The organism is Catellatospora sp. NPDC049111 (genome assembly GCF_040648615.1).
GTDB lineage: Bacteria > Actinomycetota > Actinomycetes > Mycobacteriales > Micromonosporaceae > Catellatospora > Catellatospora aurea.
In genome coordinates this window covers 99,232-122,177 of sequence record NZ_JBEZEB010000002.1, presented here as the reverse complement: position 1 = coordinate 122,177, position 22,946 = coordinate 99,232, and the positions used below count along the sequence as shown (strand labels likewise).

The window sequence follows — 22,946 nt, the reverse complement described above, 5'->3', positions numbered from 1 at the left end:
TCACGATATCCCCAGCAATCACCCCGAACCCGGCGAATAGCCCTGCCTCAATCGCCCCTGGGTCAGGCGGTGTGGGGGCGGGCGCGGAGGGGGCGGATGGGGCGGGCCGCGCGGGTGAGGGTGTGCAGGGCTTCGGTGATCTCGTCGGCGGGCAGCGGGTGGGAGAAGTAGAAGCCCTGGCCCGCGTCGCAGCCGAGGCGGCGCAGCGCGACCCGCTGGTCGGCCGTCTCCACGCCCTCGGCGACCACGCGCAGGCCGAGCTGGCGGCCCAGGTCGACGACCGCCTGCACGATGGCGGCGGCCTGCCGTGACTCGGCCATCCGGCCGACGAAGGTGCGGTCGACCTTCAGCTCGTCGACCGCGATCCGGGTGAGGAAGGTCAGCGACGAGAACCCGGTGCCGAAGTCGTCCACGGCGAACCGGACCCCGAGCCCGCGCAGCTCACGCAGCACCTGGTCGGTGACGGGCAGCGGGCTGAGCACCACCGTCTCGGTGATCTCCAGGACCAGGCGGGAGGCGGGCATGTTGTGGCGGCGCAGCAATTCGGCCACGTCCGCGGGCAGCTGCGGGTCGAGCAGGCTGCGCGGGGACAGGTTCACCGCGACGGGCACCTCCAGGCCCTGCCGGGTCCACTCGGCCGCCAGCGTCAGCGCCTGGTCGAGCACGTGCCGGGTGAACTTGCCGAGCAGGTCGCTGGCCTCGACGGCGCGGACGAAGTGCTTGGGCAGCAGCAGGCCGCGGCGCGGATGGTGCCAGCGGATGAGCGCCTCCACCCCGGACGGCGCACCGGTGTCCAGCTCGACCGCAGGCTGCAGGACCAGGTGGAGCTGATCGTCGGCGGCGAGCGCGGCGCGCAGCTCGGCGACCAGCGCCAGCCGGTCGGTGCTGGTCCGGTCGCGGTGCGGGTCGTACGCGGCGACCCGCGACCCCGACTCCTTGGCCTGGTACAGCGCGACGTCGGCGCGCCGGAGCAGCTCGGTGAGGTCGAACTCGCCCGCGGTCGCCACGGCCACCCCGACCGAGACCTCGGCCGACAGCGTCACCCCGGCGACCTCGGTGGGGCTGGCGAGCGTGGCGGTCAGCATGCGCGCCCGGCGCTGGGCGACCAGGTTCGCGGCGCTGAGCCGGTCGACCTCGTCGTGGTCCGCGGACAGTCCGGGCAGGTCGGTGACCAGCAGCGCGAACTCGTCGCCGCCGAGCCGGGCCAGCAGCTCGCCGTGCCCCACGTCGCCGGACAGCCGCGACGCCGCGGTCTGCAGCAGCTCGTCCCCGGCGAGGTGGCCCAGGGTGTCGTTGACCTCTTTGAAGTGGTCCATGTCGAGCAGCAGCAGGGCGACCGGCACCCGGGCGTCGAGCCCGCGCAGCACCGCGTCGCCGCGGTCCATCAGGGCGTCGCGGTTGAGCAGGCGGGTCAGCGGGTCGTGGTGGGACTCGTACATGGTGCGTTCGCGCAGCTCGCGCAGGGCGCTGTGGGTGGCGGCGTCGTGCAGGGCGGCGGCCAGGGCGTCGCCGAACACGGCCAGCCGGTGCTGGTCGTTGGGGCCCCAGGCGCGCTGGCGCAGCAGCCGCAGGGTGAGCACGCCGACCCGGCCGCCGGCCACCTCGAGTGCCCGGGTCACCGCGGGCGCGCGGCCCGCGTCCGCCGGGGGCGTCCCCGAGGCGGGCTCGACCAAAATCTCCTCGCCGGTACGCAGGCTGCTGCGGTATCGGGTCTGCGAGCCGAGCACGGTCAGCTCCACCGCCCGCACCGGGAACAGCGAACGGGCCGCCTGCAGGCCCTCCTGCGCCACGGCCAGCTCGTCGAGCCGGTGCAGTGAGCGGCTGGCCAGCGCGAACGCCCGCCAGGTGCGGCGCTCCTCGTCCTCGTGCACCCGGTGCACGTAGAGCTGGTGCAGCAGCCACAGCAGCGGTGGCAGCACCCAGAGCCAGCTGCTGTCCCACAACCGCACCGCGACCAGGCCGAGCGCGACGTTGCCGACGATCATCACGGGCGTGCCGCGCAGCGCCTGCCAGACCACCCCGATCATGTTCTGCCCGTCCCGCACGGCCAGGTGCACCGCGAGCAGCACGGCGCTGCTGAGCAGGTAGACGAGGGCGGCCAGCACGACGATCGCGGCGGCCTGCGCCGACATCCCGGACGCGCCGGGGGCGACCGGCACCCCGCCGACCCACACCACCAGTGCCGCGACGGCGGCGGCCAGCGTCAGTGAGGCGGCGGCCCGGACGGTCTCGACCGGGCTGGTGCGGTTGCCGGAGACCAGTGACACCACCGGTTTGGCCAGCAGCACGCCGATGCCCGCCGCGGCGGGGATCCAGGTGACCGGCACCAGGACGAAGCCGACGATCAGGGCGGCCTCGCCCCAGTCGACGTCGATGGTGGTGGAGCCGACCCGCATGCGCAGGCCGAACAGGTGGGCCAGCGTGATCAGGCCGATGAGCAGGCCGAACTGGCCGAGGTCACCCTCGTGTACGCCGACGATCGCGCCGACGCCCGCGACCAGCACCGCGGTGACGACGAGACAGGTTATGACAATGCGGACACGCGACGTCAGCGAGGCTGCACCGGACCAGCGGTAGAGTCCGTCCGCCGCCCGCGTGAGCCACCTGCCCATCCGTGCCCCCTGTCCGCGCGCACCGGAGGCGGAGGCCCGTCGTCTCCCTCTGAAGACGACACGCTCTCCGCCTGACGCGACAGGCCGTGTCCGATTCCCTCGGTCCGCCTCAGCGAGGGTCCGGCGTGACGGGCGAGTCCGTCCGCGCACCGTCACTCATGCTCGCCGAATCGAACGTCTCGGGCAACCGCCTGAGCCGCTGATTCATGTTGCGAATCAGGAAAACCGTTGCAGCGGCCAGGAGCAGGATCAGCAGCAGTGCCATCGGACCGGCGAGACCGTCGCCCGACCGGGTGTCGCCGAAGTTGTTGTCGGCCAGGATCTCCAGCATGTGCCTCACCTATCCGCTCCCGCCGGCGCGCGTACGCCGGCGAACAGGTCGTCCTCGGGAATCGCGGTCGCCACGGTCGACCTGACCAGCTGGTAGTCCTCGGTCGGCCAGGCCGTGCGCTGCACGGTCAGCGGCGCGCGGAACCAGGGCCCGTCCGGGTCGATCTGCGTCGCGTGCGCGCGCAGGGCGTCGTCCCGCAGCTCGAAGTACTCGCCGCAGGGCACCCGGGTGGTGATCCGGGGCGACTTGTCGCCGACCCAGTCGTCGTTGAGCCGCTCGGCGTACGGCGACTCCAGCCCGGCCGCCAGCATCGCCTCGTGCAGCGCCGTGAACTTCAGCTTCGTGAAGCTGATGTGGTAGTAGAGCTTCGGCACCTCGAAGGCCGGGCCGAAGTCGGGGTAGCGCTGCGGGTCGGCGGCGGCCTCGACCGCGGCCATGGTCACCAGGTGGGTCTGGATGTGGTCCGGGTGCGGGTAGCCGCCCTCCTCGTCGTAGGTCAGCACCACCTCCGGCCGGAACTCCCGGATCAGCTTGACCAGCGGCGCCGCCGCCTCCTCGACCGGCACCCGGGCGAAGCAGCCCTCGGGCAGGCCGGACGGGTCGTCGTGGGTGTATCCCTCGACCCAGCCCGAGTCGACGAAACCGAGCCAGGCCTGGTCCACGCCGAGGATGTCGCGGGCTGCGGCCATCTCCGCGCGGCGGATCTCGGCGATGTTCTCCCAGACGTCCGGGCGGTCGAGTTTCGGGTTGAGCACGTCACCCCGCTCGCCGCCCGTACACGTGACGACCAGCACCTCCGCACCCTCGCGGGCATACCGCGCCATAGTCGCGGCACCCTTGGACGACTCGTCGTCCGGATGCGCGTGCACCGCCATCAGTCGCAGCCGCTGCGTCACCGTGCTCTCCCCACGTGCGAGAATCGACCCTGACAGTGTTCCTCACGCGTCTGACGCGTCACACGAAGGACCCCCACCGGTGACCGAGACCTCCACCGACACCGCCGCCGGCCAGGCGGCCGAGCGCGCGCCGTGGCCGGCCGGACGGTACGGCCGCCGCCGTGAGCAGCGACGCGCCTCCCGCTCGACGGTGGCCGTGCTGGGCGCGCTGACCGTCCTGGCCATGACGCTCATCGGCGCCCGCCTCTACCGGGCGTATGGTGACGGAGACTACACAGCGTCGGTGACGGCGTTCGAGATGAGCGACACGCAGGTCGCGGTGACGTTCATGATCCAGATGCCGGCCGACGGCACCGCGGTCTGCCTCGTCCGCGCCCGGGACAAGACCGGGCACGAGGTCGGGCTGGAGGAGGTCACCGTGCGGCCGGGCCCGGATCCGGAGCGCACCGTGGTGACACACCGCCTCGCGACGACGGGACGTCCGGTGACCGGCGAGGTTAAGGGCTGCCACCCGGCGTGAGTCGCTGGTAGGTTGGTAACTTCGCCCATCGCGCTCATGGGGGCAGTAACCACTGCGGCGCATGGCCGACCGGCAACCACTTCCGAGAACCCGCAAGACCTGAGGAGAACGCCCGTGTCCACGACTGATGCCACCTGGCTGTCCCAGGACGCGTACGACCGGCTCCAGGGCGAGCTGAACGACCTCATCGCCGCCCGGCCCGCGATGGCCGCCGAGATCAACGCCCGCCGCGAGGAGGGTGACCTCAAGGAGAACGGCGGTTACCACGCCGCCCGCGAGGAGCAGGGCAAGGCAGAGGGCCGCATCCGCCAGCTCCAGGAGCTGCTGCGGGTCGCCCACGTCGGCGAGGCTCCCCGCGGGGACAGCGTCTCCATCGGCAACGTCGTCGTCATCTACTTCGACGACGACACCGAGGACACCGAGACCTTCCTGCTCGGCTCGCGCGAGATCGCGGCGACCACGGACATCACCGTGTACTCCCCCGAGTCGGCCCTCGGCCAGGCGATCCTCGGCGCCCGCAAGGGCCAGACCGTCACCTACACCGCCCCCAGCGGCGTCGACATCAAGGTCACCGTCGTCTCCTTCGAAGCCTTCGGCGGCTGACCCCGCCCCGCACCACCCCAGGGCCGGCCCGCTCCCGCGGCGCCGGCCCTCGCCGTTTCCCGCCCGCTCTGCAAGATCGTCTTGATCTCGGGTGGGGTCAGGCGAAGGGGGTGTCGACGTCTACCTGGTAGCCGGCGGTGCGGAGGGCGGTGACGAGCTGGTCGGAGTGTTCGGCGCCGCGGGTTTCGACGGAGAGTTCGACTTCGACCTCGCCGAAGTGCAGGCGGGGGTCGTGGCGCTGGTGGGCCACGTCGAGGACGTTGGCGCGCTGGTCGGCGATCAGGGAGAGCAGGGCGGCGAGCTGGCCGGGGCGGTCGGCGCAGCGGACGTTGACGTGGAGGTAGCGGCCGGCGGCGCTGAGGCCGTGTTCGATGACGCGCAGCAGCAGCAGGGGGTCGATGTTGCCACCGGAGACGACGGCGACGACCGGGGTCTTCACCTGTACACGGCCCGCGAGCAGGGCGGCCACGCCGACCGCGCCGGCCGGCTCGGCGACCATCTTGCCGCGCTCCAGGAGCATCAGCAGGGCTCGGGAGATCTCCTCGTCGGTGACGGTGACGACCTCGTCGACGAGCTTGCTGATGTGGGTGAAGGTGAGGTCGCCGCAGCGGCCGACCGCGATGCCGTCGGCGATGGTGGCGATGCTGGGCAGGCGCACCGGGCGTCCGGCGCGCAGCGCGGGCGGCACCGCTGCCGCGCCGGCGGCCTGTACGCCGATGACGGTGATGTCGGGGCGCAGCGCCTTCGCGGCGACGGCGAGGCCGGAGATCAGGCCGCCGCCGCCGATGCCGGTGATGATGGTCTGCACGTCGGGACGCTGTTCGAGGATCTCCAGGCCGACCGTGCCCTGCCCGGCGATCACGTCGGGGTGGTCGAACGGGTGGATGAAGACCGCGCCGGTGCGCTCGGCGAACTCCTGAGCGGCGACCAGCGCCTCGTCGACGGTGTTGCCGGCGAACTCGACCCGCGCGCCGTACCCCTTGGTCGCCGCGACCTTCGGCAGCGGCGCGCCCACCGGCATGAACACGGTGGCCTTGGTCTTGCAGAGCCCGGCCGCGAGCGCGACGCCCTGGGCGTGGTTGCCGGCGCTGGCCGCCACCACACCGCGTGCCCGCTCCTGCTCGCTGAGCCGGGAGATGCGCACGTAGGCACCGCGCACCTTGTAGGAGCCCGCACGCTGCAGGTTCTCGCACTTGAGCCCGGCCGGCCCGCCGAGCTTGGCCGACAGCGGCCGGCACGGCTCGATCGGGGTGGTGCGTACGACGGACCGCAGGCGCTCGCGCGCCGCCTCGATGTCGGCCAGGCTGACCAGCTCAGGTGTCACAGGCTGATCGTGCCACTCGGCACGGCCGCGGGCACAACGGGGACGTGCGCCGCCCGGCCGCGCTCGATCCGCGCGGTCTGTGCGCCGCTGATCGACAGGATCAGCTTGACCAGGAAGAACCCGGCGAGCACGGTGCCCACCGCCTCGACCACGCCGAAGATGAGCATGTCGTCGAAATAGGCCACGTGCGCCGCGAAGGTGTTCGCGTCCGGCTCCATGCGGCCACTGATCTGCGAGGTGGCGAAGCTCACCACGTACCCGGCCCACCACAGGCCGGTGAACAGGCCGACCCGCCGGTGCTGGAGGCTGGCGGAGGCGACCTGGTGCATCACCCGGCACGGGATGACGAAGTTCGCGAACGGGATGAACCAGCCGCCGATCGCCCAGCCCGCGGCCATACCCGGCTGCGCCTCGGGGAACGCGTCGATGTTCACCCGGGCGCGGTACAGCCAGATGATCACCAGTACGCCCGCGGCCAGCATGCCGAGCACGTCTACCCCGGTGATCGCCAGCTCGACCAGGTAGGCCCGCTGCAGCAGGTCGGTGTCGCGGTCGGCCTGAGCCTGCTCCGCCATGGCGCCGGGCACCAGGGCCAGCGCCGCGCCCAGCACGGTGAGCACCGTCGAGACCACGACCGCGGCCACTGCGGCCAGGCCGATGCCGCGCACGGCGTACAGCTTGGCGTGCGGGTGGATCAGCGGCGCGGTGCGGTCCAGCCCGCAGGCGCGGCAGTAGATCCCGGTCGCCGGATTGACGGCGGAGCAATGCGGGCAGGTCACGGCGTTCTCCAGGGTCGAGGGCCCACGGAGAGTAACGGAACCACCGGCGACGCCGAAACCCACCCCAGCTCAGCCAGGATCACCCGGTTCCACGTCAGTCACGTTGCGTGCAAGAAAGTTAAGAAGGGCACCTTCCACAACGCATAGCGAGTGGAAGGTGCCCTTCCTTTCCTCAGTTCGGGCGGGGGAAGCCGGGGGCGTGGCGGCGCCAGGGCGCGGCCAGTTCGATCTGGCCGGCGACCGCCAGGAGCAGCAGTTCGGTGCCGGGCGGGCCGACGAGTTGCACGGCGGCGGGCAGGCCGTCGGGGCGTACGCCGACGGGCAGGGTCATCGCGGGGAAGCCGGTGATGTTCCAGGGGGCGGCGAACGGGGCGTTGCGCACGTTGGCCACCACGTTGGTCAGCCAGCCTCGGCGGTGCCAGTCGCCAGCCTTCAGCGGCGGCCCGGCGAGCACCGGCGTGAGCAGCAGGTCCACGCCGTTGGTGGCGAAGAACTCCAGGCAGCGGTCACGGAATTGGGTGCGGTCCTGCTCGCGTACGAAGCCGCGCCGCCACGCCCAGCCGCCCATCGCGACATGCCGCCGGGTGCGCTTCTGCAGCTTGGACCGGTCGATCCCGGCCGCCTCGACGTCGCGGTGAGCGGCGGCGAACCAGGTCGCCATGCCGCGCAGCCCGAGCGAGGTCGAGTACGCCGGGTCGGCGGCCAGCGTGTCGTGGCCGCACTCGGTCAGCAGGCGGGTGGCAGTGGCCACCGCGGCCCGGTTGGCCTCGTCGGCGCTCGCCCCGGCCACCGGGGACTTCAGCGACACCGCGATGCGCAGCCGGCCCGGCTGGCTCAGCGGCTGCGGTGTGCGCCCGGCCAGCACCGCGAAGCCCAACGCCGCGTCGGCGACCGTCGTGGCCAGCATGCCGTGCTCGACCAGGCCGAACCAGTCGTCCGCGCCCAGGTTCACCGGCAGCACGCCCCGGCCGGGCTTGAGCCCGATCAGGCCGCAGCAGGCCGCCGGGATGCGGATCGAGCCCAGCCCGTCGTTGGCGTGCGCGATCGGCACCAGGCCCGCCGAGACCGCCGCCGCCGAGCCGCCGGAGGAGCCGCCCGGGGTGCGGTCGAGCGCCCACGGGTTGCGGGTCACCGCGCTGTCGTCGTCGGTCACGCCCCACAGCCCCAGCTCGGGCATCCGGGTCGTGCCGAGGACCACCGCACCCGCGCCGCGCAGCCTGCGTACCAGCTCATGGTCCTGCTCGGCGACGGCCTGGCGCGCGCCCGCGGACCCGTGCCACGTCGGCAGCCCGGCGACCGGGGTGTTCTCCTTGACCGCGATCGGCACCCCGGCCAGCGGCAGGTTGGCCATGTCGCTCTGGTCGTCGACCTTTTCCGCCTCGGCGGCCGCCTCCGCGGCCCGCACGGTGCGAAACGCCGCCACCACCGGGTCGGCACCGGTCAGGTAGTCGAGGTGATCGGCCACGACCTGCGTCGCCGACGTGTCACCGCGCCGCACGGCTCGCGCAATCTGCTTGGCGGTGGCGCCGACCCAGGTGTCCGCCATGTCTTTCCTCCACCACGTCGTGAGCCAGAAAACCGGGGCTCCAGTATGGAGTGCCGTGACGCGTCGTGAGCAACTGGAGCCTTGCCGCGACGGATTTCGTTGGCGATGCTGGGCTGATGCAGCCGGAACAGAGCGGTCGTGATTGGACCATACCGATCGTGGTCGGAGTGATCCTGCTCGTCGTCGTGCTCGTGGTGTGCCTCGGCGGGGGCGCGGCGGCATATCTGCTGACCCGGCGCGCTTCCGGCCCTGCGCCGTCCCCGTCGGCCTCGCCGTCGCCGAGTCCCGTCGCCGTGCTGCCGTCCCCGGTGCCGGTCTCGCCCGCGCGATGCCTGATCGGACAGTGGCGGGAGACGTCGTACACCTCCAGCGCCGAGATCTTCGGGGTGACCGTGCAGCTGACCGGGGCAGGCACGCTGCTGAGCTACGGCGCGGACGGCACCCTGGTCACCGTGGACAAGGTCACCCGCAAGGGCACTCGCAACGGCGACCGCTACGAGGTGATCCACAACGGCACCACGCGCCTGAACTACGAGGCCGACGACGAGATGATCAGCTACAGCAACGCGTCCGCCTCGGGCACCACCACGTGGAAGGTCAACGGCAGCGTCCGCGACCGCGAGAACCTCAGCACCACGATCACCCCCGACCGCTACACCTGCAAAGGCGACAAACTTCGCATATACGGCGATAGCTACTCGATCGAGGCCGACCGCATCCTCCCACCCGGCCGCCCTGTCTGATCTCCTCTCGGCCCGAATAAGAAGATCGCTGTTTCGGGCCAGAACCTGTGGTTCAACCAGAGGTTTTGACCCGAAACAGCGATCTCGGTCGGGAACGGCGCGGCACGCGGCCCGGGCGCGGTCAGCCCAGCGCGGTGGCCAGGTCGGCGAGCAGGTCGTCGATGGTCTCGATGCCCACGGACAGGCGGATGAGGTCGGCGGGGACCTCCAGCTCCGAGCCCGCGACGCTGGCGTGCGTCATCTTGCCCGGGTGCTCGATCAGCGACTCGATGCCGCCCAACGACTCGGCCAGGGTGAACACCTTCGTCGTGTTGCACACCCGCTCGGCGGCCTCGGGGTCGCCCATCCGGAAGCTGATCATGCCGCCGTACCGGCGCATCTGCTTGGTGGCCAGCTCGTGGCCGGGGTGCTCGGGCAGGCCCGGGTAGAGCACCTGCTTCACCTTCGGGTGCCGGGTCAGGAACTCGGCCACCTTCTCGGCGTTGTCGCAGTGCCGCTCCATGCGCACGGCCAGGGTCTTCACCCCGCGCAGCGTCAGCCAGGCGTCGAATGGGCCGTTCACCGCGCCCATCGCGTTCTGGTGGAACTTCAGCGCGTCGGCCAGCGCGAGATCGTTGAGCACCAGCGCGCCGCCGACCACGTCCGAGTGCCCGCCCACGTACTTCGTGGTCGAGTGGACCACCACGTCCGCCCCCAGCGCCAGCGGCTGCTGCAGGTAGGGGCTCGCGAAGGTGTTGTCGACCACCAGCAGCGCGTGCGCGTCCCGCGACACGGCCGCCAGGCCCGCGATGTCGGCGATGCCGAGCAGCGGGTTGGTGGGCGTCTCCACCCAGATCATCTTCGTGTTCGGGGTCACCTTGGCCCGCACGTCGTCGACGTCGGAGATCCGGGCCGCCGTCCAGGACAGGCCCCAGCGCTCGGCGACCTTCGCGAACAGGCGGAACGTGCCACCGTACGCGTCATCGGGAATGATCACGTGGTCGCCGGGCTTGCACACGGTGCGGATGAGCGTGTCCTCGGCGGCCAGGCCGCTGGCGAACGCGAGCCCGCGTGAACCGCCCTCCAGCGCCGCCAGGCACTCCTGCAGCGCGTCGCGGGTCGGGTTGCCGGACCGGGAGTACTCGTAACCCAGCCGCGGCGAGCCGACAGCGTCCTGCTTGTAGGTCGATGTCTGGAAGATCGGCGGGATCACCGCGCCGGTGCGCTCGTCCGGCTCCTGGCCCGCGTGGATGGCGAGCGTTTCAAACCCGTAAGACATTCCCCCAGCGTAGAGGAGGACACTGGAGACATGTTCCTTCGCCACAAGAAGCTCGATGTCGTCAACGCCAGCGAGGCCCTGGCCGGCCGGGACACCCCGATCGTGCCGCCGGCCGAGCACTACGTGCTGGGCACTCCGCTCACCGGCCCCTGGCCCAAGGGCATGCAGGTGGCTGTCGTGGGCATGGGGTGCTTCTGGGGCGCCGAGCGCCTCTTCTGGAAGCTCGACGGCGTCTACTCGACCTCGGTCGGATACGCCGGCGGCAGCACGCCGAACCCGACCTACCAGGAGGTCTGCTCCGGCTACACCGGGCACACCGAGGCCGTGGAGATCGTCTTCAACCCGGAGGTCATCTCGTACGCCGAGATCCTGCGGGTGTTCTGGGAGAACCACGACCCGACCCAGGGCATGCGCCAGGGCAACGACATCGGCACCCAGTACCGGTCGGCGATCTACGCCACCACGCCGGAACAGCTCAAGGAGGCCGAGGCCTCGCGGGACGCGTTCCAGCCGGTGGTGACCGCCGAAGGATACGGCCAGATCACCACGGAGATCGCGACGCTCGGCGAGTACTACTACGCCGAGGACTACCACCAGCAGTACCTGGCCAAGAACCCTGACGGATACTGCGGCATCGGCCCCAACGGCATGAGCTGCCCGATCGGCGTCGCGAAGACCGACGCCTGACGGCCCGACCCGCTCGAACGACGCCGCCGTGCCCCTCCGGGCGCGGCGGCGTCGTCGCGCCCGGAGGCGCTACTGGCTGACGGTGTCGCAATCGGCCAGCCGCTCGTGCAGCGGCATCGAGTCCTTGACGTCCCCGCCGACCGAGATCTGGCAGCTCACCTTGAGCGGAATGTCCAGCTGCCCGAACTTCGCCGTGAGCGGCACCGGCATCACCCGCAGGGTCACCTTGACGCCCTCGTCCACCGAGACCGTCTTACGCCACGGAAACGTCACCGACTCGGTGACGGTCTCCCCAGAGCTGTCGACATAGGTGACCGTGCCCGTGCCGCTGCCGCCCTCCCCGCCGCCCGTGGCGGAGTACTCGATGTCATGAGAGGCACCGCAGCCGGACAGCAGTGTCGTCGCGGCCACGGCGGGAAGGAAGAGCCTAGAAACGATCTTTGTCATACGCATGGCAGCAGACGCTAATGCGCCCCGAGCAGGCCCACGTGCCGCCGACCGGCCGGTATCGCGTCGCCGGTCGGCTGAGCCTCCTGCCCGTACCCGGCGTTGCCTCACCCATCCGTTCGCCGCTCAGGAGAAGCCGCCGTCAGCGCCGGTACCGGGCCGAGGCGATACGCTTCGGTGGGAGGTGAGGGCAGTGGCCGGAGCGGTTTCTCGCGCGAGAGCACGCTACGCCAAACCCGTCGTGCTGCCCGAGGGCCTTGAGCTGCTCGCCGGTCCGACCTCGGGCGTGGTGGCGCTTCCCCGCCATCTGAAGTGGTCGGGCAGCGCGAGATACGACCTCGACGAGCCGGGGCGGATCATGGATCTCTACCGGACCGTGATCAACGAAGCGACCACACCTGACGACCTGCACCGATACCTCAACAAGGCGGCGCTGAGATCACTGTGGGAAACGATCTGGCTGCCCGCGCCGGTTCGCGCCGCGTGGGAACGCCGTTTTCCGGACCTCGCCACCGCCAGGACTTCGACAGAACTCGCATAGACTCCGGTCGTGGAAGCCCGCCATCGCGAGATCACCAAGATCGCTCTTGCCTCAGCCGGCAGATACGGGTTCGCGCTGGCCGGCGGCTATGCGGTGCAGGCTCATGGCATGGGAAATCGTCTCAGCAGCGATGTGGACCCTTCACCGACTCCCGGCAGCAAGCTGACTTCACCCGCGCCGTCGACGAGGTGATCGCCGCATTCGAGGCCCAGGGCTACGCCGTGACCAGCACCGTACGGAACGAGGTCTTCGCGCGGCTGCTGCTCACCGGCAGCGACGGCGCAGAGCCGGACAAGCTGGAAATGGCCGTCGACTGGCGGGCCCATCCGCCGGTCGCCTCCGCTGTCGGCCCGGTGCTCCACGCCGACGACGCCGTCGCCAACAAGATGTGCGCTTTGTTCAGTCGTGCCGAGTCGCGCGACTTTCTGGACGTGGACGCGGCGATCAGCAGCGGACGCTACTCGCGAGAGGCCTTGATCGAGCTCGCGCACCAGGCAGATCCCGGGTTCGACGCGGGTGTCTTCGCGACTGCGTTGCAGTCCTTGGAGCGGATCACCGACACCGACTTCGCCGAGTATCAGGTCAGCCCGGAGCGGCTGGCCGCGCTTCGGGCTGACTTCGCCGACTGGGCGCGCGTGCTCAGGCGATCAGCGACCTGAGCACGCCGCTCAGTCGGCTGCGAGCGGTCAGACTGTGCTCAGGCGGCGTTTCCGGTCGGAGCGGTGGTCAGACCGTCGACGAACCTGCCCCCGGCGTAGTGGGCGAGCGCCCCGGCCACCTCGGCGGTGGAGGCGCGCAGCGACTTGACCGATACGAGGATCACCGACGGCCGACCGCCGATGATGTCGCGGTAGTCCGTGGCCACGCCGAGGTCGACGTCGGCAGCGGGCACCAGGACCAGCCGGGCGGTGGTCTCGGTGCGGCCCCCGACCTCCTCGGTGAACGGCTCCAGGACCAGCGCTTCCACCGCCGACCACGGCAGCGTGCGCTTGATGCCCGCCGTACGCAGGGCCAGCCCGGAGGTGTCCAGCACCACCGGTGCGGGCCGGAAGGCGGCGGCCAGCACGGCCAGCGAGATGAGCACCGAGAGCAGCCCGATGCCGAACAGCGCGCCGGAGCCGAGCGGGATGAATAGGAACCGCAGCTCCCAGCCGTTCATCGAGCTCCAGATGACGAAGAGCCCGGCGAGAAAGAAGAAGGCTACGCCGAGATACGGCGGGCGGGCGCGGTGCAGCACCATGACGGTCTCCCCAGGACTGGTCGTTGATCGCGCCAGAACGTAGCAGCCGCCGTGGCCGGGGGCAACGGCGATGTGCGGTCACTCGTAGCAGTCCTGGTTGCCCAGCTGGAGGGACAGCTGGATGACCTTGCCCTTGTCGACCTCGATCCGGTATACCGCCGCGTCGTTGCCCGGCACCTTGACGTACCCGCGGCCCTCGGCCTCGCCGCCCACGGCCTCCCAGGACGGGTACGCCCGGCGCACCTCGTCGACGGCACTGCCCACGGTGATGCCCTCGGGCGTCTCGACTCCCGGGTAGGCGTAGATGGCGGCCAGGCCGAGCTTCTCCGAGAAGAACAGCCTGCCGTCGATGTCGTCCTGGCCCGTCTTCCCCGACCCGATCAGGTGGGCGTACGTCCAGCAGCCGGTCTTCTCACCGGCGGGCGTGGTGATCAGCTTGGTGGCCGCGGCCTGCGCCGGGGTCATGCCGAGCCGCAGCGCGCCGTATCCGGCGGGCCCGAGCGGGACCTCGCCCGCCGGGCGTGTGGGCGCGGTCGACGTGGCCGGCGCGGCGGACGAGGCGGCCGCGGGGCCGGTGGCGGCTCCGGTATCGCAGGCGGCGAGCAGCACGGCCGAGAGGATCGCGGCGGCCAGTGCGCCGGCGGGCCGAGCCAGGTGGGTACGCATGTTCGTCTCCCCGTGTCGTGGCAGGACGGTCGTCCTGGATGCGCACTACACGTGTTCGCGTACCCACCGGTTGCACCCTGATTTCAGGCGGTCAGACGTGCGGGTCGGCGACGGTCGCCGCGGAGGTCATCCTGCGCTGGTGGCCGACGAAGCGTTCGGGGCCGGTCAGCCGGACCCGCACGGTGTGCCTGATGTCGCCGCTGGACGCGCCGAACCGCAGCTCCAGGTCACCCGGCTCGACGAGCCGTCGCCCGTCGCGCCCGGTGTACGCGGCCAGGTCAGCGGGAACGGTGAACTCCACCCGCCGGGCCGCGCCCGGTTCCAGCGCGACGCGGGTGTATCCGATCAGCCGCTGCACCGGCCGGGTGACCTGGGCGACCGGATCGTGCAGGTAGAGCTGCACGATCTCGGTCCCGGCCCGCTCGCCGGTGTTGCGCACGGTCAGCGCGACCGTGACCGCCCCGTCGGTCGGGCAGGTCACCGTTCCCGCATCGGCGGGCGGCTCCCAGGCGAAGCTCGTGTACGAAAGCCCGTGCCCGAACGGGAACAGCGGGGTCGGGTCCACGGTGCTGACCTCGGTGGCGTGTCCCAGCGGCGGCGCGAGGTAGTTCGCGGGCTGTCCGCCCGGGTGGCGCGGCACGCCGACCGGCAGCCGCCCCGACGGCTCGACCCGGCCGGCCAGCACCCCGGCCACCGCCGGGCCGCCCTCCTGGCCGGGGAAGAACGCCTGCACCACCGCGGCGAGCCGGCCGGCCCACTCGCCCAGGGCGTACGGGCGCCCCGCCAGCAGCACGGCGACGACCGGCCGACCGGTGTCCAGCAACGCGCCGAGCAGCCGCTCCTGCACCCCGGGCAACCGCAGTTCGGTGACGTCGCAGCCCTCCCCGGAGGTGCCCTTGCCGAACAGGCCGGCCCGGTCGCCGAGCACCACGACGCACACGTCGGCCTGCTCGGCGAGCGCGACCGCGGCCGCGACGCCGGTGGTGTCCGTCCCGTCGACCGCACAGCCCGCGGCGTGGGTGATCGCCGCCTTCGGCAGCTCGGCGCGCAGCGATTCGAGCACCGTCGGGATGGACACGCCGAGCGGCAGGCCGGGGTGGTGCAGCCCGACGTGGCGCGGGAAGGTGTAGCAGCCGAGCATGCCGTCGGCGTCGTCGGCCAGCGGCCCCACCACGGCGATCGAGGCGGCCGGGGCCAGCGGCAGCACGCCGTCGTTGGCCAGCAGGGTCACCGACTGCTCGGCCAGCTGCCGGGCCAGTTCGCGGGCCGCGGGCGGGTCGAGGTCCACGGCTGCCGGGCGCGGCGGTGTCCAGTCCGGGTCGAGCAGGCCGAGCTCGCACTTCTGCCGCAGCACTCGGCGCACCGCCCGGTCCACCAGTGTCATCGGAACGGCGCCGTCCTGCACGGCGTCGGCCAGCGGCCGCCCGTAGCAGCGCACGATCGGCAGTTCGACGTCGACGCCGGCGGCCAGAGCGAGGCCCGCCGCGTCGGCGAGGTCGCCCGCGACGCCGTGCAGCGAGTGCAGGAAGGTGATGCCGAAGTAGTCCGCGACCACGGTGCCGTCGAAGCCCCACGAACCGCGCAGCAGGTCGGTGAGCAGCCGGCCGTCCGCGGCGGCGGGCACGCCGTCGATCTCGGCGTACGAGTGCATGACCGAGCGCGCCCCGCCGTCGCGCAGTGCCATCTCGAACGGGGGCAGCATCACGTCGGCAAGCTCGCGCGGCCCCATCGCGACGGGGCCGAAGTTGCGCCCGGCCCGCGAGGCCGAATAGCCCGCGAAGTGCTTGAGCGTCGCCACGATCCCGGCGGACTCCAGCCCCCGCACGTACGCGGTGCCGATCGTGGCGACCAGGTAGGGGTCTTCGCCGATGGTCTCCTCGGTGCGCCCCCACCGGGGGTCGCGGGACACATCGAGCACCGGCGCGAGGCCCTGGTGCACCCCGACCGCGCGCAGGCCCTGGCCGATCGCGGCGGCCACCCGCTCGACCAGTGCGGGATCGAAGGCCGCGCCCCAGGCCAGCGCGGTCGGGAATACGGTCGCGCCGTGCGTGGTGAACCCGGTCAGGCACTCCTCGTGCACCAGGGCCGGGATGCCGAACCGTCCGGACGCGACGATCGCCTCCTGCAGCCCGGCCAGCCGGGCCATGCCCTCGGCCGGGGTGACCGGGGCGGTGCCGAACGGGCGGGTCAGCTGCCCGAGCCCGGCGGCGATCAGGGTCTGCCAGTCGAACCCGTCCTCGACCATGTCCTGCTGGTAGGGCGCGACGTCGTCGCCGTCCGCACCCGCGCCGGGCCACACACTGTAGAGCTGGGCGATCTTCTCGGCCGGGGTCATCCGCGCGATCAGGTCGTCGACGCGCTGCTCGACCGGCAACGCCGGGTCCCGCCAGGGCTGCTCGTCGGGTTCGAGATCGGCTGCGGCCGCGACGGCGGCGTCCTTGTGGGTCGACATCGCCCTGCCTGTCTTCCACCCGGAATGGCTGCACTTCCGGTAGTTTCCGGTATTCGCGCCTCACCACTGAGGCATCAGCCCACGCACCCTAACACCCTAATCCGGCTTCAGGACAAGGGTTGCGGCGCACTTTGTCACCCACGATGTCGAAATCGGAGGCCGCATCGCGGTTCCGAAACTTTCGCAACCTAGGCTCTCATTTCCGGAAGCACGCGCCCGGCCGGAAGCACCTGGCGGTAGCGTGCCGGGCATGACGCTGACGATCCGCCGGGGCGGCACGCCTGAGGACGTGGCCGCGATCGGCGAGCTGCACGCGCTGAGCCGCCGGTCGGCGTACCGCGAGCTGCTCACCGCGCAGGAGCTGGCCGGGATCACCGTCGCGGACCAGCAGGGCAAGTGGGCGCGGCGGTACGCCGCCGAGGCGGACACGCACCGCCTGCTCCTCGCCGAACGCGGCGGCACCGTGCTCGGTTTCAGCTACCTGGGTCCCGCTGGAGCCGAGGAACAGGCCCCGGCGTGCACCGGCGTGCTCAACGCGATCCACGTGCACCCCGACGCGATCGGCTCGGGCGTCGGGCTCGCCCTGATGAACACCTGCCTGGCCGAGTTCGCCGCCCTCGGCTGCCGCCAGGCGCTGCTGTACGTCGTGAACGACAACACGCGGGCGCGCCGCTTCTACGAGCGGGGCGGCTGGGTCGCCGACGGCTTCGCCCGCACCACCTCGATCGGCTCGGCGAGCGTGCCGGTCGTGCGCTACGCCCGCCCGATCCCGTGACCCTCGGGCCATGCCGTCGGCGTCCGAGTCGGCGACTTGGCGCTTGCTGGAAGAACAACGGGCATGCGCAGCGCGGTACCCTCCCCCGGTGAAGACGATCTCCGCGTGGGGGCGTCCGTGAGCCGGGAGCTGATCGTGCTCGGCACGGCCAGCCAGGTGCCCACCCGCCAGCGTGCCCACAACGGCTACCTGCTGCGCTGGGACGACCAGGGCTTCCTGTTCGACCCCGGCGAGGGGGCCCAGCGGCAGCTGCTGCTGGCCGGCGCCGCGGCGAGCGACATCACCCGGATCTGCGTCACGCACTTCCACGGCGACCACTGCCTCGGCCTGCCCGGCATCGTGCAGCGGCTGTCGCTGGACCGGGTGCCGCACGAGGTGCCGATCCACTTCCCCGGCTCCGGCGCGGACTTCCTGCAGCGGCTGCGGCACGCCAGCCACTTCCACGACCAGGCCCGGATCACCGAGTGCCCGGTCGACGGGGACGGCGTGCTGGCCACCGGACCGTTCGGCACGCTCAGCGCGCAGCGGTTGCGGCACCCGGTCGAGTCGTTCGGCTACCGCCTGGCCGAGCCGGACGGCCGCCGGATGCTGCCGGAGCGACTGGCAGCGCTCGGCGTACGCGGCCCCGACGTCGGCGTGCTGCAGCGGGTCGGCACGGTGGTGGCCGACGGCCGGCTGGTCAGCCTCGACGAGGTCAGCGAGCCCCGGCCGGGGCAGGTGGCGGCGTTCGTGATGGACACCGGCTGGTGCGAGGCCGCGATCCGGCTGGCCGAGGGCGCCGACCTGCTGGTCATCGAGTCGACCTTCCTGGAGACGGAGGCCGAGCTGGCCGCCGAGGCCGGGCATCTCACCGCGGCGCAGGCCGCCCGGATCGCCACCGAGGCGGGCGTACGCCGGCTGGTGCTCACCCACTTCTCCCAGCGCCACCCCAACGCGGCGGTGTTCGGCGACGAGGCCGCGGCGCACTTCGACGGGGAGATCGTGGTCGCCGAGGAGCTGGCCCGGATCGCGGTGCCACCGCGCCGCTGACGGGAACGGCCTAAACTCGTCGCGGCGATCCACGCCCCCTCCTGCGCTGAACCCGGAGACACCCCCTTGAGCGAGATCAGCTCACCGAGCGCGCCCGCCCGGACCCGCCCCGCGGGATGGCCCGCCGCCGTCCGGCGGTCGCTGGCCGCCGCCTGGCCCGCGCTCGTGGCGTACACCGCCGCCCGTACCAGCGGACTGGTCGTGCTGTTCGTCTGGGCCCACACGGTCGGCAAGGATGCCGCCGGCCTGCTGGGCAGCCGGGCGGACGCCGGGCACTACGTCGAGATCGCCGCTCACGGCTACCCCTCCGCGGCCGAGATCCAGACCAACGCCATGGCGTTCTTCCCCCTGCATCCGACGCTCACCCGCTGGCTCGGGGCGATCCTGCCGTTCGGCCTGCCGACCGTCGGCGTGCTGCTGACCTGGGTCATGTCGCTGGTGGCGGCCTGGGGGCTGTTCGCGATCGGCAACCACCTGCACGACCGGCGCACCGGGGTGCTGCTGGCCACGGTCTGGGGCCTGCTGCCGCACGCGATCGTCGAGTCGATGGGCTACACCGAGGCCATGTTCACCGCGTTCGCGGCCTGGACACTGCTGGCCACCCTGCGTCGGCAGTGGGTGGCCGCGGCCCTGCTCAGCGTGCTCGCCGGGCTGACCCGGCCATCCGCCTCCGCGCTCTTCCCGGTCGTGGTGCTGGCCGCCTTCGTGGCGATCGTGCGCCGGCAGGACCGCACCTGGCGGGCCTGGTTCGCGCTGCTGGTCGCGCCGCTGGGCTGGCTGGGCTACCTGGGCTGGGTGGCGGCCCGGACCGGGCGGCTGGACGGGTGGTTCCACATCCAGCACGAGGGCTGGGGCTCCAGCTGGGACGCCGGCCGGTACACGGCGAAGATGACCGCTTCGGCGCTGTCCGAGGCGAAAGTGCCCGACTACCTGCTGGTGGCGCTCGTTTTGCTGCTCTGCGTGGCGCTGTTCGCGATCTCGGTCATCGACCGCCAACCCTGGCAGCTGCTCATGTTCAGCGCACTCATGATCGCCGTCTCGCTCGGCGGCTCGGGTTACTTCAACGCGAAGGCGCGCTTCCTGCTGCCCGCATTCGCCCTGCTGCTGCCGGTCGCGGGGGCGCTGGCCCGGACGAAGCCGGCGAAGATGCTCGTCATCGTGGGCACGCTCGCGGCCGTCTCCGCGTACTGCGGCGGCTACCTGCTGCTGATCTGGAAGTTCTCGCCCTAGACGAGTCGGGGCGAGGGTACGTGACCGGACTGCGGGGAACCGGAGATCACGTACCCTCGCCCACTGACGCATCTGCACGACTGGGGAGAACGCCTGGCCGGAGGCGTTGCGGAGTCGACGGAGGCATGTCGGCTCCCGCTCAGTCATACCGATGCACGCGGCGCGCCTACGCTGGCGGAGCGCAACGGCGTCGCCGCTGGGACGGGGCCCGAGGACCACACGCCGGGGGACGGCAGGGGGTCGTCGGAACACCCTTTACTGGCTAGTCGAAGAGGCTCCTGCGGGTGCCGTTTCGCATGATGGAGCCGCCACGCTCGCCAAGATCAGCACGCCAGGCGGGTAGCGAGCGCATCCCGTTGATGTCGTGCCGCACGGTCCAGGCCTCCCGCCAGTGCCGGCTGGCCGCGGCTTGCGCACGCTCGGCGAGCCTTCGTGGCGGGCACGGCCAATGCTGACCGCACCAGTTGCACAGCTGGTCGTCGTCAGGTCTGTCGTGCCGACCCAGCATCTGCTGCGCGTCGCGCCACAGCAGGTGATCGGTTATGTCGGAGGGTTCCCTGTGGCTGGTCTCGGTGGGTGGTGCATGGTCGACGGTGACCACGTTCCACGCTCCCCTCGGTAGCACTGCCGCTTCCGTACGCTTAGTCAACACTCGCGGAAGACAGTGCAGTCGCACAGGCTGTGCGATTGCCGCCGAAACGGGCTAACGGAACCGACGGCGTGCCCGGTTACCAGCGATTACTGAGATAAGCAGGGCCAGCCCCACGAGCACCCCGGCGACCCCGAACCACGTCACAGGGCGTGACGCCAGCGCCATCAGCCGCTCCCCCGCGGGCTTCGGCGAGGGCTCCGCGGACCCGGTGCCGCCCGGGGCGGGACCGCCCGGTCCGGCCGCGGGACTCTCCGCGGCGGCGGACGCGCTCGGCGAGGCTGACGGCGGCGGGGCGCAGTCCAGCCCGTCCGGCAGCACCGGGGCGCCGCGGAGCAGCGTCCGCAGACCGGCGGGACGGGCCGCCACGGGAGGCAGACCGGGCGCGGTGGACGGTTTGCCGGCCGGGCCGGAGGATCTCGGCGGGACGATCGGCGACGCGGCGGGCGACAGGCTCGGCGCGGGCGACGGGCTCGGCGAAAGGCTCGGTGAGGGGGACGGGCTGGGTGCCGCGAACACCTCGGCGTACGGCGCGAAGACCACGCCGGGCGCCGGCGGACCGGTCAGCACGAGGCGGACCGCGCTCGGGAAGTGCCACACGACGCTGTCCACGGGGCCTCCGCCGAGGCCGGTCACCCGAGGCACCGCCCAGGTCAGCCGGTCGTCGACGAGCCGGGTGTCGACGTTGACCAGCAGCGGCGCGGACTCGATCGGCGACGTGCCGACAATGAGCTCGGCAATCCGGTTGAGGTCGCCCGAGCGGATGGTGAGCACGTTGGTGCGGTCCTGGCGCAGGTAGACCAGCACCCGCGAACCGCGGGCCAGCGGCGGGGCCAGCGGGCCGCCGTCGGGGGCGCGCAGCTCGACGTTCGGCAGGCAGGCGGCAAGCGCAGCCGAGCGGTCGCGTTCGGCGGGGTCCGGGGTGGGCGCGGCCGCACCGGCGGAACCGGCGGCGAGTGCCAGCGGCAGCGCGATGAGCACCGCGAACACGGCTCGTCCCGGCGCGCCGGCATCCGTCCGGCGTACCCAGCGGCTCAGCGCGCTCGGCCTGCGCATGACCGGAGGGTAGCCCCCCGCCGCACGCCGATCGTGAATGTGGCATCCCCGACACACCGACCCGATCGCGTACCGCGGGCCGCCCGCCCCACCAAGATCGGCAGACTTGCCGGGCACCTGTGCGTATCTTGACGATCGATTCACACGAGTGCCCGGCAAGTCGAGCGATCTTGGCGGAGCGGCGGGATCAGCCCAGCTGGGCGAGCAGGTCCTGGCGGGTGAGCACGCCGTGGGGCTTGCCGTCGATCAGCACCATCGCGGCGTCTGCCTTCTCCAGCAGTGCCACGATCTCGGCGACCGGCTGGCCGCCGCCGATCATCGGCAGCGCGGGGCCGACGTGCCGGTCCAGCGGGTCGTGCAGCGCGGCCGCCCCGGTGAACAGCGCGTCCAGCAGGTCCTTCTCGGCCACCGCGCCGGCCACCTCACCGGTGACGACCGGCGGTTCGGCCTTGAGCACCGGCAACTGGGAGACGCCGTACTCGCGCATGATGTCGATCGCGTCGCGCACGGTCTCGGTGGGGTGCACGTGGATCAGCTCCGGCAGCGCGCCCTTGCTGTGCGACTTCGCGGTGAGGATGTCGGCGACGGTCGCGCCGTGCTCGTCGGTGCGCAGGAAGCCGTAGCGGGCCATCCAGTCGTCGTTGAACAGCTTCGACAGGTAGCCGCGGCCGCCGTCGGGCAGCAGCACGACGACCACGTCGTCCGGCCCGGCCTGCGCGGCGACCTTCAGCGCCGCCACCGCGGCCATCCCGCACGAGCCGCCGACCAGCAGACCCTCCTCGCGGGCCAGCCGCCGGGTCATCGCGAACGACTCCTTGTCGGTGACCTCGACGATCTCGTCGCAGACGGTCCGGTCGTACGTCTCCGGCCAGAAGTCCTCGCCCACGCCCTCGACCAGGTACGGCCGGCCGGTGCCGCCGGAGTAGACGGAGCCCTCCGGGTCCGCGCCGATGATCTTCACGCGGCCCTGGGAGACCTCCTTGAGGTAGCGCCCGATGCCGCTGATCGTGCCGCCGGTGCCCACGCCCGCCACGAAGTGCGTGATCCGTCCGTCGGTCTGCTCCCACAGCTCCGGGCCGGTCTGCTCGTAGTGCGACAGCGGGTTGTTCGGGTTCGAGTACTGGTTGGGCTTCCACGCGCCGGGGATCTCCCGGGCCAGCCGGTCCGAGACGTTGTAGTAGGAGCGCGGGTCCTCGGGCGCGACGGCGGTCGGGCAGACCACGACCTCGGCGCCGTACGCCCGCAGCACGTTCTGCTTGTCCTCGCTGACCTTGTCGGGGCAGACGAAGACGCACTTGTACCCCTTGAGCTGGGCCACCAGCGCCAGCCCGACCCCGGTGTTGCCGCTGGTCGGCTCGACGATGGTGCCGCCCGGCTTGAGCAGGCCGTCCCGCTCGGCCGCCTCGACCATCCGCACCGCGATCCGGTCCTTGACCGAACCTCCCGGATTCAGGTACTCGACTTTGGCGAGCACGGTGGGGCCGCCGGGATCGGTGACATTCCGGAGCTTGACCAGCGGGGTGTTACCGATCAGCTCGACGACGTTCTCGTAGTAGCGCACG

The 22,946-nt window shown here is 71.9% G+C and carries 24 protein-coding genes; 10 read left to right on the top strand and 14 right to left on the bottom strand.

The window, feature by feature from the left end:
* Window positions 1-62: 62 nt before the first annotated feature.
* From AB0B66_RS03170 to mca, 3 genes are all read right to left on the bottom strand, one after another.
* Complete coding sequence (locus AB0B66_RS03170; protein ID WP_360522090.1) at window positions 63-2,612, bottom strand: bifunctional diguanylate cyclase/phosphodiesterase; 2,550 nt, start codon at window positions 2,610-2,612, stop codon at window positions 63-65.
* A 109-nt stretch (window positions 2,613-2,721) separates the two neighbouring features.
* The gene (locus tag AB0B66_RS03165; protein WP_155374249.1) at window positions 2,722-2,943 is read right to left on the bottom strand and encodes a hypothetical protein; all 222 of its coding nucleotides are present in this window, start codon (window positions 2,941-2,943) and stop codon (window positions 2,722-2,724) included.
* A 5-nt stretch (window positions 2,944-2,948) separates the two neighbouring features.
* On the bottom strand, window positions 2,949-3,839 hold the full coding sequence (mca, locus tag AB0B66_RS03160; protein WP_360522086.1) for a mycothiol conjugate amidase Mca: 891 nt from the start codon (window positions 3,837-3,839) through the stop codon (window positions 2,949-2,951).
* A gap of 79 nt (window positions 3,840-3,918) precedes the next feature.
* Here mca and AB0B66_RS03155 point away from each other — a divergent pair, with 79 nt between their 5' ends.
* Together AB0B66_RS03155 and greA are read left to right on the top strand one after the other, a co-directional pair.
* Complete coding sequence (locus AB0B66_RS03155) at window positions 3,919-4,359, top strand: DUF4307 domain-containing protein (RefSeq protein ID WP_360522083.1); 441 nt, start codon at window positions 3,919-3,921, stop codon at window positions 4,357-4,359.
* 114 nt (window positions 4,360-4,473) lie between these two features.
* Window positions 4,474-4,962 (top strand): transcription elongation factor GreA, encoded by a 489-nt coding sequence (gene greA / locus AB0B66_RS03150; protein ID WP_360522080.1) that lies wholly within the window; start codon window positions 4,474-4,476, stop codon window positions 4,960-4,962.
* Window positions 4,963-5,059: 97 nt separating this feature from the next.
* Here greA and ilvA read toward each other — a convergent pair whose 3' ends face one another.
* The 3 genes from ilvA to AB0B66_RS03135 all read right to left on the bottom strand — a co-directional run bounded on the left by ilvA (window position 5,060) and on the right by AB0B66_RS03135 (window position 8,611).
* Window positions 5,060-6,286 (bottom strand): threonine ammonia-lyase, encoded by a 1,227-nt coding sequence (gene ilvA / locus AB0B66_RS03145; RefSeq protein ID WP_360522077.1) that lies wholly within the window; start codon window positions 6,284-6,286, stop codon window positions 5,060-5,062.
* Window positions 6,283-7,065 (bottom strand): DUF4328 domain-containing protein, encoded by a 783-nt coding sequence (locus AB0B66_RS03140; RefSeq protein ID WP_360522074.1) that lies wholly within the window; start codon window positions 7,063-7,065, stop codon window positions 6,283-6,285. The genes ilvA and AB0B66_RS03140 overlap by 4 nt, the downstream gene beginning before the upstream one ends.
* Window positions 7,066-7,237: 172 nt before the next feature.
* Complete coding sequence (locus tag AB0B66_RS03135; RefSeq protein ID WP_360522071.1) at window positions 7,238-8,611, bottom strand: amidase; 1,374 nt, start codon at window positions 8,609-8,611, stop codon at window positions 7,238-7,240.
* Window positions 8,612-8,769: 158 nt separating this feature from the next.
* On the opposite strand from AB0B66_RS03135, the gene AB0B66_RS03130 reads away from it, so the two are divergent.
* Window positions 8,770-9,354, top strand: coding sequence for a hypothetical protein (locus AB0B66_RS03130; RefSeq protein WP_360522068.1), 585 nt, complete (start codon window positions 8,770-8,772; stop codon window positions 9,352-9,354).
* Between the two features lie 121 nt (window positions 9,355-9,475).
* Here the strand turns inward: AB0B66_RS03130 and AB0B66_RS03125 are convergent, their stop codons facing one another.
* A complete protein-coding gene (locus AB0B66_RS03125) occupies window positions 9,476-10,612 on the bottom strand; it encodes a cystathionine gamma-synthase (RefSeq protein ID WP_360522065.1) in 1,137 nt (378 codons plus the stop codon).
* Window positions 10,613-10,642: 30 nt separating this feature from the next.
* Between AB0B66_RS03125 and msrA the strand changes: the two genes are divergently transcribed.
* Window positions 10,643-11,299, top strand: coding sequence for a peptide-methionine (S)-S-oxide reductase MsrA (gene msrA, locus AB0B66_RS03120; RefSeq protein WP_360522062.1), 657 nt, complete (start codon window positions 10,643-10,645; stop codon window positions 11,297-11,299).
* Window positions 11,300-11,368: 69 nt separating this feature from the next.
* On the opposite strand, the gene AB0B66_RS03115 is transcribed toward msrA, so the two are convergent.
* On the bottom strand, window positions 11,369-11,710 hold the full coding sequence (locus AB0B66_RS03115; protein WP_360522059.1) for a hypothetical protein: 342 nt from the start codon (window positions 11,708-11,710) through the stop codon (window positions 11,369-11,371).
* Between the two features lie 229 nt (window positions 11,711-11,939).
* Here AB0B66_RS03115 and AB0B66_RS03110 point away from each other — a divergent pair, with 229 nt between their 5' ends.
* From AB0B66_RS03110 to AB0B66_RS03100, 3 genes are read left to right on the top strand one after another with little or no spacing between them, the layout of a single operon-like run.
* Window positions 11,940-12,287, top strand: coding sequence for a hypothetical protein (locus tag AB0B66_RS03110; RefSeq protein ID WP_360522056.1), 348 nt, complete (start codon window positions 11,940-11,942; stop codon window positions 12,285-12,287).
* 9 nt (window positions 12,288-12,296) lie between these two features.
* Window positions 12,297-12,479, top strand: coding sequence for a hypothetical protein (locus tag AB0B66_RS03105; protein ID WP_360522053.1), 183 nt, complete (start codon window positions 12,297-12,299; stop codon window positions 12,477-12,479).
* A complete protein-coding gene (locus tag AB0B66_RS03100; RefSeq protein WP_360522050.1) occupies window positions 12,476-12,946 on the top strand; it encodes a nucleotidyl transferase AbiEii/AbiGii toxin family protein in 471 nt (156 codons plus the stop codon). Before AB0B66_RS03105 ends, AB0B66_RS03100 begins: the two co-directional genes overlap by 4 nt.
* Before the next feature lie 38 nt (window positions 12,947-12,984).
* Here AB0B66_RS03100 and AB0B66_RS03095 read toward each other — a convergent pair whose 3' ends face one another.
* The 3 genes from AB0B66_RS03095 to AB0B66_RS03085 form a co-directional block, all read right to left on the bottom strand.
* On the bottom strand, window positions 12,985-13,527 hold the full coding sequence (locus AB0B66_RS03095) for a hypothetical protein (RefSeq protein ID WP_360522047.1): 543 nt from the start codon (window positions 13,525-13,527) through the stop codon (window positions 12,985-12,987).
* Window positions 13,528-13,605: 78 nt separating this feature from the next.
* Window positions 13,606-14,193, bottom strand: coding sequence for a hypothetical protein (locus tag AB0B66_RS03090; protein WP_360522044.1), 588 nt, complete (start codon window positions 14,191-14,193; stop codon window positions 13,606-13,608).
* A 91-nt stretch (window positions 14,194-14,284) separates the two neighbouring features.
* Complete coding sequence (locus tag AB0B66_RS03085) at window positions 14,285-16,645, bottom strand: glycoside hydrolase family 3 N-terminal domain-containing protein (RefSeq protein ID WP_360522041.1); 2,361 nt, start codon at window positions 16,643-16,645, stop codon at window positions 14,285-14,287.
* A 250-nt stretch (window positions 16,646-16,895) separates the two neighbouring features.
* Between AB0B66_RS03085 and AB0B66_RS03080 the strand changes: the two genes are divergently transcribed.
* The 3 genes from AB0B66_RS03080 to AB0B66_RS03070 all read left to right on the top strand — a co-directional run bounded on the left by AB0B66_RS03080 (window position 16,896) and on the right by AB0B66_RS03070 (window position 19,679).
* On the top strand, window positions 16,896-17,420 hold the full coding sequence (locus tag AB0B66_RS03080) for a GNAT family N-acetyltransferase (RefSeq protein ID WP_360522038.1): 525 nt from the start codon (window positions 16,896-16,898) through the stop codon (window positions 17,418-17,420).
* Window positions 17,421-17,525: 105 nt separating this feature from the next.
* On the top strand, window positions 17,526-18,449 hold the full coding sequence (locus tag AB0B66_RS03075) for a ribonuclease Z (protein WP_360522035.1): 924 nt from the start codon (window positions 17,526-17,528) through the stop codon (window positions 18,447-18,449).
* Window positions 18,450-18,515: 66 nt separating this feature from the next.
* Entirely contained in the window at window positions 18,516-19,679 is a 1,164-nt protein-coding gene (locus tag AB0B66_RS03070) for a hypothetical protein (protein WP_360522032.1), read from the top strand.
* A gap of 262 nt (window positions 19,680-19,941) precedes the next feature.
* Here the strand turns inward: AB0B66_RS03070 and AB0B66_RS03065 are convergent, their stop codons facing one another.
* From AB0B66_RS03065 to AB0B66_RS03055, 3 genes are all read right to left on the bottom strand, one after another.
* Window positions 19,942-20,280: a hypothetical protein gene (locus AB0B66_RS03065; protein WP_360522029.1), complete on the bottom strand. Its 339-nt coding sequence runs from the start codon at window positions 20,278-20,280 to the stop codon at window positions 19,942-19,944.
* A 102-nt stretch (window positions 20,281-20,382) separates the two neighbouring features.
* Window positions 20,383-21,384, bottom strand: a complete 1,002-nt coding sequence (locus tag AB0B66_RS03060) for a choice-of-anchor A family protein (protein ID WP_360522026.1) — start codon at window positions 21,382-21,384, stop codon at window positions 20,383-20,385.
* A 187-nt stretch (window positions 21,385-21,571) separates the two neighbouring features.
* A complete protein-coding gene (locus AB0B66_RS03055; RefSeq protein ID WP_360522023.1) occupies window positions 21,572-22,945 on the bottom strand; it encodes a cystathionine beta-synthase in 1,374 nt (457 codons plus the stop codon).
* Window position 22,946: the final 1 nt, after the last annotated feature.

Excerpts from the sequence above, each read along its gene's own strand:
- AB0B66_RS03125 (WP_360522065.1), bottom strand. The coding sequence starts at position 10,612 with ATGTCTTACGGGTTTGAAACGCTCGCCATCCACGCGGGCCAGGAGCCG.
- AB0B66_RS03170 (WP_360522090.1), bottom strand. The coding sequence starts at position 2,612 with ATGGGCAGGTGGCTCACGCGGGCGGCGGACGGACTCTACCGCTGGTCC.
- AB0B66_RS03095 (WP_360522047.1), bottom strand. The coding sequence starts at position 13,527 with ATGGTGCTGCACCGCGCCCGCCCGCCGTATCTCGGCGTAGCCTTCTTC.
- msrA (WP_360522062.1), top strand. The coding sequence starts at position 10,643 with ATGTTCCTTCGCCACAAGAAGCTCGATGTCGTCAACGCCAGCGAGGCC.
- AB0B66_RS03085 (WP_360522041.1), bottom strand. The coding sequence starts at position 16,645 with ATGTCGACCCACAAGGACGCCGCCGTCGCGGCCGCAGCCGATCTCGAA.
- AB0B66_RS03135 (WP_360522071.1), bottom strand. The coding sequence starts at position 8,611 with ATGGCGGACACCTGGGTCGGCGCCACCGCCAAGCAGATTGCGCGAGCC.
- AB0B66_RS03090 (WP_360522044.1), bottom strand. The coding sequence starts at position 14,193 with ATGCGTACCCACCTGGCTCGGCCCGCCGGCGCACTGGCCGCCGCGATC.
- AB0B66_RS03080 (WP_360522038.1), top strand. The coding sequence starts at position 16,896 with ATGACGCTGACGATCCGCCGGGGCGGCACGCCTGAGGACGTGGCCGCG.
- AB0B66_RS03060 (WP_360522026.1), bottom strand. The coding sequence starts at position 21,384 with ATGCGCAGGCCGAGCGCGCTGAGCCGCTGGGTACGCCGGACGGATGCC.
- AB0B66_RS03165 (WP_155374249.1), bottom strand. The coding sequence starts at position 2,943 with ATGCTGGAGATCCTGGCCGACAACAACTTCGGCGACACCCGGTCGGGC.